This window comes from Pseudomonas sp. MPB03 (genome assembly GCF_046605385.1).
Taxonomy (GTDB): Bacteria; Pseudomonadota; Gammaproteobacteria; order Pseudomonadales; family Pseudomonadaceae; genus Aquipseudomonas; species Aquipseudomonas zanjanensis.
Map to the genome: position 1 here is coordinate 3,053,568 of NZ_CP176770.1, position 13,188 is coordinate 3,066,755.

A 13,188-nucleotide genomic window follows, 5' to 3' on the forward strand; every position below is an offset into this window, starting at 1 on the left:
GTATGCCAGACGGAAGTGGCGGGGCGGTTCGGAGTCTGCATGAGGCGCCGCTGAGCAGCGCTTTTCGCCAGGCCTGGCTGAAGTGGTCCCAGGAATGGCAGGACTTGCCCAAGGACAGCGACCCTGCGGTGTTGGTCAATCGGGTGGTGGAGTTTTCCGGGCGCAGCGCCCAGCGCCTGTGGCGGGTAGCCTTCGCCACCGTCGGCGATGCGGCCACCGAGCAGGTCAAGGCGCTGGTCTATGCCTTCGTGGCGTTGGTGGACGAAACCCTGCTGTTCAGCCCCTGGCCTGGGCAATTGGCTTGGCAGCAGCACCCCCTCGAATCGCGCATGTACGCCAGTCGCCAGGCCGGCGAGCGCTTGCCGGCGGCGATCAAGAAATTGCTGGATGAGCAGATGCCCGGCACCCGGGACCTGGCGAATGTCTACCTGCAATGCCTGATCCTCGGTTTCCAGGGGCGATTGCGTGGCGAACCTGGCCAGCTCCAGCAGGCCAAATGGCGCGGGGCGCTGTTCACCTTCGCCTGGCAGCACGAGGCCGATTATGTCGATGTCAGCCAGCGCCTGGCGCTGTCTTCGGCGGTGCCACCGGTGCGGATGCCGGTGCAGCAGTCGTTGCCGGACGGCTTGCGGCTGGGGTTGGCGATCCTGGCGATGGTGTTGTTGCTCACCGGTCTGGGGCAGGTGTTCTGGCGTGACATTCGCCTGGAACTCGAACCCGTGCTGCAACTGGGCGAGTCGGTGGTCCAGGAGCAGGACTCATGAGCCTGTTCAATCTCGTTGCCCTGGTGTTGCTCGCTGTTGTCGTGGTGCTGTTGATTGCGGCCCTGGTCTGGTGGCTGCGGACCCAGGGCGGGGCGGCGATCCGCAGTTTCTATGGGGCGGTGCGCCACATGGAGCAGGAGCAGGGCACTCGCGACCGCTATCAGATGCCCTGGCTGATGATGCTCGGCAACGAAACCGACGGTGCCCAGTTGTGCGCCCAGTGGCGCTTGCAACCGACCGAGAAGGCGGCCTGGTTCGGGCGTTGGTTTTGCGATGCCGACGGCGCGGTCTTGGTGGTGCCCCAGGCACTGTTTCTGCCCGATGAGGGCATGAACCGGCAACGGGGCAATTGGTGGCGCCTGCTCGGGCTGATGTTGCGCTTGCGCAGCAAGCGGCCATTGGATGCGGTGATCTGGACCGTGCCGTTCAGCACCCTCGATGACATCGAACACACCACCGAGCTGAGCCTCAAGGTCCGGCGCTGTTTCATAGATCTGTTGCAACGCTTCGGCCTCAGCCTGCCAGTGTATGTCGTGATCACCGGGATGGAAGAACTGCCTGGGTTCCAGGAACTGGTCAGCGCGCTGCCCGCCGAGGCGCGCGAGTCGATGCTGGGCTGGTCGTCGCCGTATTTGCCGGACGCGGCGTGGCAGTCGCAGTGGAGTGACCAGGCCCTGGACCAGGTCAACGCCGCGCTGTCGCAGTCGATCATCGAGATCGGTGCGCTGTCGGGGCAACTGAGTACCGATCTTTATGGCTTGCCGGAGCGTTTCGAAGGCTTGCGGCGGGCTTTGCAGATCCTGCTGGAGCCGGTGTTCCAGGGCAATGCCCAAGGCGAGGCGCCGCGTTTTCGTGGGGTATATTTCACCGCCAGCCAGGCACCTTCCCTCAGCAGCGACGGGTTCACCGCCTCTGACAACGCCCAGCGGCAAACCGTGTTTGCCCGGCAGTTGTGGTCGCGGCGATTGGTGGCCGAACGGGGCCTGGCCCAGCCGGTGCCACGGATGTTGCGCTTGCGCCAACGCGGGCATCGCTTGGTCGCGGTGGTGGCAATGGTGGTAGGGCTGGTATGGCTGGGGAGCATGGTCTGGGTCTGGCACGATTCAGTGGAGGAAGCCGAGGGACTGTCGCGGTTGATCCTCAGCGCCCATAAGAACCACCTCGTGGTTGACCCTGACGAGCCGCAACTGGAGCCGACCCGGCACAACGTGCAGAACTATTGGAACGTGTTGGAAAAAGCCCCGCGCTGGCGCTTCGTCTCGGTGGTCTTTCCGACTTCTTGGTTCTCTTCCGTGGACACGCAACTGGAGAATGGCTTGCGCCTGACCGCCCGGCATCATTGGATATTGCCGCTGCGGGACCTGCTCAACTCAGACCTGGAACAACTCAAGTCCATCCGTAACACCGAGCGGCGGGGCAACGTCGAGAGCGAAGACCCGGCGCAATGGCAGAGCTACGTGAAAGCCAAGGCGCTGGTGGACCTGGCGGTACGCCTGGAACAGCACAACCAACTGTTCAGCCAGGTGGTAAACGATCCCAAGGCGCCCCTGGACGAACTGGTGCAACTGAGCAACACAGCCTTGTCCCTGGGCCTCAACACCGGGACCTTGAGCCGCGCACATTTCTACAACCGGGTGCTGTTCGACGCCCAGAACAGCGACTTGAAAGGGCTGGATCTGAACGCTGCTCGCCCAGTGATCTCCGATAATTTCACCGGCCTGATGCAGCGCTGGCTGGACCATTACTTCCTGGCGGACAACTTCGTGCGCCAGGCCGGTTACCTCAAGCTGCACCTGCAACGGCTGGAGGCCGGCAGCGGCAACTCCTTGAGTGAGCTTGAAGACCTGATGGCGCTGATCGACGATTTACAGACGTTGGTCAGCTTGACCAATTCCGCCTGGGGTCGAGGCAAGGGCCAGGACCTGGTGCCCGGTTACAGCCAGATGCTCGACAAGGTCAGCCACAGTGCTTTGCTGGGGCCGGATATCGAGCAGGACCTGGAGAGCCAGGCGGCGAAGTTGCAGCAGAGTTTTCGTGATCAGTGGATTGTCCAGACCGGTTCCCGGGACAACCTGTTGGTGCAACAGGGCAGCGGCCTGCTGGTCTTGCAAGACCATGTCACGGCGCTGGACGGTGCGGTGCAGGCACTGTTCAAGCGCGATTTCGTAGCGTTGGCGATGCAGAAGGATCCGTCGGACAGCAACCCCGATGCGATGGGCCAGGGCGATGGCAGCGATGACTTCAGCGTCGCCCTGAATTACTTCGCCAGCTACAAGAGTTATGCCAGTGAGGAACTGCCGCGCATTCCGCCGGATTACCGTGACGCGCTGATGCAGGCCGCCGAAGGTGCCGCGGCGCGGGCCATGTGGTTGAGCCTGGATGAAAGCGATGCGTCATTGCCCGGCATGGGCTTCAATGTGCAGACGGCCCAGGCCGTGGCACTGCAAAAAGCCTTTATGGATGTGCACCGCGGCGACCTGGCGATCCGCTTCCAGCGTCTGCTCAATCGCCGGGCCTTGGCGCAGATCAAGAGTGGCCTGGACGAAATCGATGCCCAACCGCTGTTCAGCCAGCGGGCCGATATCCAACGCTGGGACGGTTCGAAGAACTTCGGCTTGCAGCTCTACGGTGCCAGCGATCCACAAGACTTGAAGCTGAGCCTGAGCCAGCAATTCGGCGTGATGCTGCAGGCCGCCGAGCAGCGAATGCCTGCCCTGGAATGGCTGATCGTCCAGCAGGACAACCTGTCGGCCCTGGAGCATGACCAGGTGGCGCGCTTCATGGCCCTCAACGATGAATTGCTCAAGTACAAGAACCAGAACCCGGCCAGCTCGGCGGCCCAGCTGGAGCAATTGGTGAGCCGCGACTTTATCGCCATGGACACCGCGTCCTGCGCGCAGATCTTGCAGACCGCCAGCCTGCCCAGCGGGCGCGGTGACCTGGCCCAGCGCACGATTGCCTTGCAGCAGGGCGCCCTGCAGCGCTGCCTGTACTTGCAACAGGACCAGGCGGCGACCGCCTGGAATGACCTGGCCAACTATTTCAATCAATACCTGGCCGGGCGCTTTCCGTTTGCCCAGGATGTGCGGGCCAGCGATGCCGACCCGGCGCGGGTCCAACACTTGCTGGCGTTGATCGACACACGCCTGCCCCTGGCCCAGGCCGGGTTGGCGTTGAGTCAGGCGCCGGAGCGGCTCGCGGCCGAGGATTTCCTCAACCGTTTGAAACAAGCCGGGACCTGGCTCGGACCGCTGTTCGTACGGGACAAGAGCGGCATTCTTGGCGTGGAGATGGACGTGCGCTGGCGGACCGATCGGGATGAGGAACGCGGCGCCGACCAGGTGATCGCCTGGGGCCTGAACGCCGGCAACCAGCAGATCCGCTACCCCGGCGGTGATCAGCAGAACCTGCGGTGGATGGTGGGTCAGCCCGTGAGCCTGACCTTGCGCTGGGCCCGTAACGGTTACCAGCGTCCGGCCAACGACCCCTTGCAACCGAACCTGGTGGTGCGCGACCTGGAGGCGGGCTGGGAATACCAAGGGCCTTGGTCATTGCTGCGGTTGATGCGCTCCCAGGCGTCAGCCCAGCGCCAACCGAACGTCGACTACACCGATTTCCCCCTGGCCCTGCAATTGCCAGTCACCGCCCAGACCCAGGCGCGCACGGCGGAGCGGACACTGATGTTCGTGCGCCTGTCGTTGATGAGCCAGGGCTCCAAGCTGCCGTTGTCGATCCCGCCGCTGCCGACGCGGGCCCCCCGTTCACCCTTCATGGCGACCTCATCGAGCCCCGCCATCGCCACCCGTGAGGAGGGCCTGTGAACCTGCCGATATCGCCTTTGCCGGAACTGGTCACTCAGTTGCTTGAGCCGATCAGCGCAGAATCGCCCTGTGGCCAGGACCTGCGCTACGAACCGGAATACGATCAATTGCGCGAATTGCGTCGGGAGGACGACACCAGCCTGCCCACCGGCGTGTGGCAGTCTTCGATCAAGCGTGCCCTGTGGCCGGACCTGGAACGGCTCGCGAGCACGCTGCTGCTGGAGCGCAGCAAGGACCTGATGATCAGCGCCTGGCTGGGGGAGGCCTGGCTGCACATGGCCGGGCTGGAGGGATTGCCGGGCAGCCTGGCGCTGGTGGCGGGGCTGTGCGAGCGCTATCCGGAGCAATTGCACCCCCAAGCCGACGAAGGCGACCAGTCGTGGCGGGTGATTCCGCTGGAGTGGCTGGCCCGTCGCTACAGCGAAGTGCTGCTGACGCGGGTGCCATTGCTCGATGGCCGGGACTCGGCGTTCGCCAGTTTCTGCCTGGACGACTGGCAACGCTTGCAGCGCCAGCAGGTGTTGGTCAACGACAGCAAGAACGCCAAGGCCTCGGCGGAAGCGGCGCGCAACGATCACAAGAAACTCAGCGAACTGATTCGCGGCACACCCTTGTCGTTCTGGTTGCATCGCCAGGGCAGCCTGATGTTGAGCCTGCAGCACCTGCAACGGCTCGAAGCCTGGAGCGACGCCTACCTGGGCAGCCTGGCGCCGGGTTACAAATCCTTGCAGGACGTGATGCAGGCGTTGCTGTCACTGGTAGAGGAGTTCATCGCGATGCACCCACAGCAACCCACCGTCGTGCCGGTGCAAACGGCCCCGGCGGCTACCTCACCGACATCCCAGCCACAGGCGGCAGTGGCCCAGGTCTTCCAGGAGCCGGCCAATCGTGAAGAGGCCTACCGACAGTTGCTGGTGATCGCCGGTTACCTGGCCCGCACCGAGCCCCACAGCCCGGTGCCCTACCTGATCCGGCGCGGGGTGGAGTGGGGCAACAAGCCGCTGAGCGAGCTGCTGGGTGAACTGATCAGTGCCGATGCCGAGTCCCGGCGGTTGTGGACCCTGCTAGGGGTGCTTTAAGGCTGCGGGTCGGGTAGCGGCACCGGCGTCAACACCGGTTTGCCGGAAAAGAATGCGTTCAGGTTCTGGCCCACCAGTTCCACCGTGTCCCGTGTCGCTTCCGGCGACAGGCCGGCCACATGGGGGGTCAGCACGACGTTGGGCAGGTGTTTCAGCGCGTCTGGCACTTCGGGCTCGTGGTCGAACACGTCCAGGGCGGCTCCGGCGATCCGTCGATGTTCCAGGGCGTGGATCAGGTCGGTGGTGGCGACCACGCTGGCGCGAGCGATGTTCACCAGGAAACCATGGGGGCCGAGGGCATCAAGGGCCTGTTTGTTGATCAATTGCCGGGTGTCCAGGCCGCCGGGCGTGGCGACGATCAGAAAGTCCGAGACCCGGGCCAGTTCCGTGGGCGTGGCGCAGAAGGCGTACGGCACGTCGTTGCGCATCCGCCGATTGTGGTAGCTGACGCTCATGTCGAAGCCGAGGGCGGCCCGCTTGGCAATCGCCATGCCCACCGCGCCCAGGCCCAGCACACCCAGGCGCTTACCGGCCAGGGAGGGGCGCATGACCTTGGCCCACTCGCCCCGGCGCACACTCGCGTCGGCCCGGGGAATGTCACGCACCAGCGCCAGCAGCAGCGCCATGGCATGGTCGGCCACCGACGACGCGTTGACCCCGGCACCGTTGGTCACCACGATGCCCCGGTTGCGTGCGGCCTGCAGGTCTACCTGCTCGTAGCCGGCGCCGATCACGCAGATGATCTGCAGGTTGGGCAGGGCGGCGATTTCTTCCGCCGTCAAACCCAGGGGGCCGCGGGTCAGCACTGCGCTGAAGCGTTCACCGTGTTCGAAGATCGCGGTCTTGCGTTCGGCCGGCGTGGGCGCCAATTCCAAGTGGTAACCCTGCCGCTCGAGAATCGGCAGGTATTCATTGACGGTTTCAACCAGTACCAGAACGGTTGCGGTCATGCTGGGCTCCTGTGGGCGCTTTGTCGAACATCAGGTATTCAACCTGATTGTAGGAGTCGAGGGCAGGGGGAGCTTGGGCTTTTTGGATTCATTTTTTGGATCCTCTTGTCTGTGGGAGCAAAGCTTGCTCGCGAGGCGGCCTGACAGCCGGCCTGGCTCTGGCGGCTGTACTTCAATCCAACTGTGGGAGCGAGCTTGCTCGCGATAGCGATGGCACATCCAGCATGAATGTCGGCTGATCCTCCGCTATCGCGAGCAAGCTCGCTCCCACAGGGAAGACAGGGAAATACGGGGACCATTTTTATGACAGCCATCTGATCCGCATAACCGCTCCTCAGCTAAGTCTTTGCTTCTGCTCGCTAATCCCGGACAATCGCGCCCCTGTTTCGGCCAGGGCGCTGCCTGTCGGGGTTTTCCGACTCGTCCCGGCCGGGTGCATGTGACCGGAAAGCGGAGATCCGACCGGATGAATGATCAGGCCAATAGCGTCGAAGAGCGCTTTGAAACGACAGTCCCAGCCACCCTCAGCCAATGGAGTCGCCACGACACCACCTGGATGCTGGGTCTGTTTGGCACCGCCATCGGTGCAGGCACTCTGTTCTTACCGATCAACGCGGGCCTGGGCGGTTTTTGGCCGTTGCTGATCCTGGCGTTGCTGGCGTTCCCCATGACGTTTTATGCCCACCGGGGCCTGACCCGTTTCGTGTTGTCCGGTCGTGATGGCGCGGACATCACTGAGGTGGTTGAGGAGCATTTCGGTCTCAAGGCCGGCGCACTGATCACGCTTTTGTATTTCTTTGCCATTTTCCCGATCCTGCTGATCTACAGTGTGGCGCTGACCAACACGGTGGGCAGTTTCCTGGAGCATCAGTTGCACATCCAGCCGCCCCCTCGGGTCGTGCTGTCCCTGGTGCTGATCCTGGGCCTGCTGGCGGTGGTCCGCTGCGGCGAGCAGGCGATCGTCAAGGCCATGAGCCTGATGGTCTATCCGTTCATCGTGGCGCTGCTGTTCCTGGCGGTGTTCCTGATTCCCCACTGGAGCGGCGGCATCCTGACCACGGCGTCGACGCCGCCTGCACCTTCGGCGTTGTTGCATACCTTGTGGCTGGCAATCCCGGTGATGGTGTTCTCGTTCAACCATTCGCCGATCATCTCGGCGTTTGCGGTGGACCAGAAACGTCGCTATGGCGATAACGCCGAGGAACGCAGTTCGCAGATCCTGTCGCGCGCCCATGTGCTGATGGTGGTGATGGTGTTGTTCTTCGTGTTCAGCTGCGTGCTGACCCTGACCCCGGCGCAACTGGCCGAGGCCAAGGCGCAGAACCTGTCGATCCTGTCGTACCTGGCCAACCACTTCAGCAACCCGACCATCGCCTTTGCCGCGCCGCTGATTGCGTTTGTTGCCATCTCCAAATCATTCCTGGGGCACTACATCGGCGCCAGCGAAGGCCTCAAGGGCTTGATCGTCAAGAGCGGCCGCCGCCCGGCCCCCAAGACCCTGGACCGCCTCACCGCAGCGTTCATGCTGGTGATGTGCTGGATCGTCGCCACCCTCAACCCGAGCATCCTGGGCATGATCGAAACCCTGGGCGGCCCGGTCATCGCGGCCATCCTGTTCCTGATGCCGATGTATGCCATCCGCAAAGTCCCGGCCATGGCCCGCTATCGCGGTCAGGCTTCCAATGTCTTTGTGGTGTTGGTGGGGTTGGTGGCGATTACAGCGTTGGTCTATTCCTTCTGGGCATAGGCCTTTCCTGTGGGAGCGAGCCTGCTCGCGAAGGCGGTGTCACTGTCGATGAAGGTGTTGAATGGGCCGGCCTCTTCGCGAGCAAGCTCGCTCCCACAGGTTTTGCGGTGTATATGAATTTTGTGTTCGCTGAAAATCCAATGTGGGAGCGAGCTTGCTCGCGATAGCGGTGGCTCGCCGGGCATCGAAATAAACAAGCCATAAAAAAACGCCGCCCCTCGCAAGAAGGGCGGCGTTTTTAGTCGGGCGTTTTAAGCGTTAGGCTTGAACGACCGGGATGTTGGCGTTTGCAGCCGCTTCACGGAACTCGGCGATCTGATCGAAGCTCAGGTAGCGGTACACGTCCGCTGCCATGCTGTCGATCTTGCCGGCATACTCCATGTACTCCTCGACGGTCGGCAGGCGACCCAGGATCGACGCAACGGACGCCAGTTCGGCCGAAGCCAGGTAGACGTTCGCGCCGTCACCCAGACGGTTCGGGAAGTTACGGGTCGACGTCGACACCACGGTGGAGTTCGGCTCGACGCGTGCCTGGTTACCCATGCACAGCGAGCAGCCTGGCATTTCCATCCGTGCACCGGCCTTGCCGTAGATGCCGTAGTAGCCTTCTTCGGTGAGCTGGTGAGCGTCCATCTTGGTCGGTGGCGACAGCCACAGACGGGTTGGCAGCTGGCCCTTGACCTGCTCCAGCAGCTTACCGGCAGCGCGGAAGTGACCGATGTTGGTCATGCACGAACCGATGAACACTTCGTCGATCTTCTCGCCAGCAACGCTGGACAGCAGACGGGCGTCGTCCGGATCGTTCGGCGCGCAGAGCACTGGCTCGCTGATGTCGGCCAGGTCGATTTCGATGACTTCGGCGTATTCGGCGTCGGCATCGGCTTCCATCAGTTGCGGGTTGGCGATCCAGGCTTCCATCGCTTGGGCGCGACGTTCCAGGGTACGTGCATCACCGTAGCCTTCGCCGATCATCCAGCGCAGCAGGGTGATGTTCGATTGCAGGTACTCGGTGATCGACTCTTTCGACAGCTTGATGGTGCAACCGGCAGCCGAACGTTCGGCCGATGCGTCGGACAGTTCGAAAGCCTGTTCCAGGGTCAAGCCTTCCAGGCCTTCGATTTCCAGGATGCGGCCGGAGAAGGCGTTTTTCTTGCCTTTCTTCTCGACGGTCAGCAGGCCGTTTTGGATGGCGAAGTACGGAATGGCATGAACCAAGTCACGCAGGGTGATGCCAGGTTTCATTTTGCCTTTGAAGCGCACCAGGATCGATTCCGGCATGTCCAGCGGCATGACGCCGGTGGCAGCGGCGAACGCGACCAGGCCGGAACCGGCCGGGAACGAGATGCCCATCGGGAAACGGGTGTGGGAGTCACCGCCGGTACCCACGGTGTCTGGCAGCAGCATGCGGTTCAGCCACGAGTGGATGATGCCGTCGCCCGGACGCAGGGAAACGCCGCCGCGAGTCATGATGAAGTCAGGCAGGGTGTGGTGGGTGGTCACGTCGATCGGCTTCGGATAGGCCGCGGTGTGGCAGAAGGACTGCATCACCAGGTCAGCCGAGAAGCCCAGGCACGCCAGGTCTTTCAGTTCGTCACGGGTCATTGGACCGGTGGTGTCCTGGGAACCCACGGTGGTCATTTTCGGTTCGCAGTAGGTACCAGGGCGTACGCCTTGGCCTTCTGCCAGGCCGCAGGCCTTGCCAACCATCTTCTGCGCCAGGGTGAAACCCTTGGTGCTTTCAGCCGGTGCTTCAGGCTTCTTGAACAGGTCGAACGCTGGCAGGCCCAGTTCGGCGCGAGCCTTCTCGGTCAGGCCACGGCCAATGATCAGCGGGATACGGCCGCCAGCGCGGACTTCATCCAACAGCACCGGGGTCTTCATTTCGAAGGTGGTGATGACTTCGTCGGTACCGTGCTTGCAGACCTTGCCGGCATGGGGGTACAGGTCGATCACGTCGCCCATGTTCATGTTCGACACGTCGAACTCGATGGGCAGTGCGCCGGCATCTTCCATGGTGTTGTAGAAGATCGGAGCGATCTTGCTGCCGAAGCAGAAACCGCCAGCGCGCTTGTTCGGCACGTAAGGAATGTCGTCGCCGAAGAACCACAGCACCGAGTTGGTGGCCGATTTACGCGAGGAGCCGGTACCGACCACGTCACCGACGTAGGCGATCGGGAAGCCCTGGCCGCGCATTTCTTCGATCTGCTTCATCGGGCCGGTCTTGCCTTGCTCGTCCGGAACGATGCCGTCACGGGCCATTTTCAGCATGGCCAGGGCGTGCAGCGGGATGTCCGGGCGGGACCAGGCGTCCGGGGCAGGGGACAGGTCGTCGGTGTTGGTTTCGCCGGTGACCTTGAACACGCGCAGGCTGATCTTGTCGGCCAGCACCGGGCGCTTCTTGAACCACTCGCCGTCAGCCCAGGATTGCAGCACGGCCTTGGCGTGGACGTTACCGTTCTTGGCTTTTTCAGCCACGTCGTGGAAGGCATCGAACATCAGCAGGGTGTGCTTGAGTTCTTCGGCGGCGACTGGCGCCAGCTCGGCGTCGTCCAGCAGCTCCACCAGGGTCACGATGTTGTAGCCGCCCTGCATGGTGCCGAGCAGTTCAACGGCACGCTTCTTGTCCAGCAGAGGGGATTGGGCCTGGCCCTTGGCCAGGGCGGACAGGAAACCGGCCTTGACGTAGGCGGCTTCGTCGACTCCAGGCGGAACGCGATTGGTGATCAGGTCAACGAGGAAAGCTTCTTCGCCAGCCGGAGGATTTTTCAGCAGCTCGATCAGGCCTGCGGTTTGTTCGGCGTTAAGCGGCTGGGGAACGATACCCAGGGCTGCACGCTCTTCGATATGTTTGCGGTAGGCTTCAAGCACAGTTATTACCCTCATCAGTGGTCCCAAATGGGTGTCCGGGACGCTCATCCAGAAACTCACGGCACTCATGCGCGTCAGGGGGCTTTTTGGGCCTCCACGCCAGAGTTGCCGGAGTTCCTCACAGAAGCTGCTTTCAAAGTTTTACGCCTGCAGAACGGGAGCTGATGAGGGTTGGCGTTGGGCTTTCCCCGCTGGAAAGACCCTTCGCCAACACCGCTCTGAAGGAACGACTGTGCTCGTGACGCTTTGAAAACAGCTTCTAACGGACATTGGCGCCTTAAAAGGCTGGCTGATTCTACGGGAAAAAAAAATTAAAGGTAAGTTGGGCCGGGAAGTTTGAGGGGTGATCAATCTTAGACAAAGGGCTAACATGCCGGCCTGTCCTGTTTTTGCGTGTGCGTTTCCTTATGCCCAACCAGCTCATCAAGACCCCTTGCGTCGGCCTTTGCTCCACTGTCTACGGTGACCTGGTGTGCCGTGGCTGCAAGCGGTTCCACCATGAAGTGATCCACTGGAACGGCTACAACGAGGAGGAAAAACGCGCGGTGTGGATGCGGCTCGAACAGCTGTTGGTGCAGGTGATGGTGGCCAAGTTGGAGGTTTTCGACCCCGCATTGCTGCGCCAGCAACTGGAGTCACGCAAGATCCGCTTCGTGCCGCACCAGTCGGAATACTGCTGGGCCTATCAGTTGATCGCCCGGGGCGCGCGGGTGATCAATAACCTGGAAGCCTACGGCATGGTGTTGATGCCGGAATTTCGCGATTGGGAACTGCCGGACCTGCGCGATGCCATTGATCGGGAGTTTTTCCTTCTGTCCGAAGCCCACTACCAGCGTTACATCGCGCCGGGGTTCCTGAAGGATGCGATTGGCGGCTGACCACCAGCCATTTGTGCAAAGGAGCTTTTGTGCCAGGGCGCTTTTGTGGCGAGGGAGCTTGCTCCCGCTGGGCTGCGAAGCGGCCCTCGCTCTTGACCTGAAAAATTTCCTGGTCCTGACAAATCCAGGCGTCTGCTGCGCAGCCGAGCGGGAGCAAGCTCCCTCGCCACAAAAGCAGGCTGGATCAGCCACAGCGTTCATCTCATTCCTTGACCGCCAACTCCACCAGATGATCCTCCACCTCCTGGGGCTTGAGCACCAGCACATCGCTTTCCAGCGTGTCGAGCACAGCCTCGGCGGTGTTGCCGATCAGCACCCCGGACAGCCCCGAGCGGGCCACGGTGCCGATGACCGTCACCGCCGCCTGCAGCTTGCGCGCCATGTACGGAATCAAGACATCCGCCGGGCCTTCTTCGATGTGCAGGTGCTGGTCGTCGATGTCGAACTCGGCCTGGAACGCCCGGCATTGCTCGCGGTAGCGGGCCTCGATGGTTTCCTTGAGCTGGAACGTCGGGTCGGCGGACGAGAGCATCGGCGAGGGGTGGGCGCTGATCACATGCAGGTGCGCCTTGGCGAGGAGGGCGATGTCGTAGCCATGGTCGATGATGGTGGAATGCAGGTGGCGATGCTCGCCGTCGGCATTGCCCACATCGACGGCGGCGAGGATCACCTTGTCTTTCCAGGAGCCGGCAGTTTTCACCAGCAGCACCGGAGTTGGGCAATGGCGTAGCAGTTTCCAGTCCGCCGGGGTCAGCAGGGCCTTTTTCAATGGGCTGTCGGGGAAATGCTGTTTGATCACCAACCCGCAACCTTCAGCCTGTTGCACGTCGATGATGGTTTCGTAGAGGCTTTCGTTCCAGGCCTGCTCGGTGGTGACGCTGTAGCCGTCGGCCAGCAAAGCGCTCTTGAGCACGCCGAGCAGGCCGGCATGGTCATGTTTCCTGTCGCACACCAGCAGGTGCAGATGGGCCTGGGTCACCCCGGCGATCAGTTTGGCGCGCTTGAGCGCCAGGCTTTCCGCATGTTCGGGCTCGATGACCACCAGGATGCTGCGAATGGCTTGCATGATCGGCGTTCTCCA

At 62.5% G+C, this 13,188-nt stretch carries 8 protein-coding genes; 5 read left to right on the forward strand and 3 right to left on the reverse strand.

Features of this window, described 5'->3' with window-relative positions; translation table 11 throughout:
• Positions 1-2 precede the first annotated feature (2 nt).
• Genes ACLH0I_RS13565 through tssA form a run of 3 tightly spaced genes read left to right on the forward strand, consistent with a single transcriptional unit; the run spans position 3 to position 5,664 of the window.
• Positions 3-764: a DotU family type IV/VI secretion system protein gene (locus ACLH0I_RS13565; protein ID WP_186704844.1), complete on the forward strand. Its 762-nt coding sequence runs from the start codon at positions 3-5 to the stop codon at positions 762-764.
• Entirely contained in the window at positions 761-4,585 is a 3,825-nt protein-coding gene (locus ACLH0I_RS13570) for a type VI secretion system protein (RefSeq protein ID WP_411387349.1), read from the forward strand. The genes ACLH0I_RS13565 and ACLH0I_RS13570 overlap by 4 nt, the downstream gene beginning before the upstream one ends.
• On the forward strand, positions 4,582-5,664 hold the full coding sequence (gene tssA / locus ACLH0I_RS13575) for a type VI secretion system protein TssA (protein ID WP_411387350.1): 1,083 nt from the start codon (positions 4,582-4,584) through the stop codon (positions 5,662-5,664). The genes ACLH0I_RS13570 and tssA overlap by 4 nt, the downstream gene beginning before the upstream one ends.
• Here tssA and ACLH0I_RS13580 read toward each other — a convergent pair.
• Complete coding sequence (locus tag ACLH0I_RS13580) at positions 5,661-6,614, reverse strand: 2-hydroxyacid dehydrogenase (protein ID WP_250963356.1); 954 nt, start codon at positions 6,612-6,614, stop codon at positions 5,661-5,663. The genes tssA and ACLH0I_RS13580 overlap by 4 nt on opposite strands.
• A 466-nt stretch (positions 6,615-7,080) precedes the next feature.
• On the opposite strand from ACLH0I_RS13580, the gene ACLH0I_RS13585 reads away from it, so the two are divergent.
• Entirely contained in the window at positions 7,081-8,361 is a 1,281-nt protein-coding gene (locus ACLH0I_RS13585) for a serine/threonine transporter (RefSeq protein WP_411387351.1), read from the forward strand.
• 258 nt (positions 8,362-8,619) lie between these two features.
• On the opposite strand, the gene acnB is transcribed toward ACLH0I_RS13585, so the two are convergent.
• On the reverse strand, positions 8,620-11,229 hold the full coding sequence (gene acnB, locus ACLH0I_RS13590) for a bifunctional aconitate hydratase 2/2-methylisocitrate dehydratase (protein WP_092348756.1): 2,610 nt from the start codon (positions 11,227-11,229) through the stop codon (positions 8,620-8,622).
• A 407-nt stretch (positions 11,230-11,636) separates the two neighbouring features.
• Between acnB and ACLH0I_RS13595 the strand changes: the two genes are divergently transcribed.
• Complete coding sequence (locus ACLH0I_RS13595) at positions 11,637-12,107, forward strand: DUF1289 domain-containing protein (RefSeq protein WP_411387352.1); 471 nt, start codon at positions 11,637-11,639, stop codon at positions 12,105-12,107.
• A gap of 202 nt (positions 12,108-12,309) precedes the next feature.
• On the opposite strand, the gene ACLH0I_RS13600 is transcribed toward ACLH0I_RS13595, so the two are convergent.
• Positions 12,310-13,173, reverse strand: a complete 864-nt coding sequence (locus ACLH0I_RS13600; RefSeq protein WP_186728522.1) for a universal stress protein — start codon at positions 13,171-13,173, stop codon at positions 12,310-12,312.
• Positions 13,174-13,188: the final 15 nt, after the last annotated feature.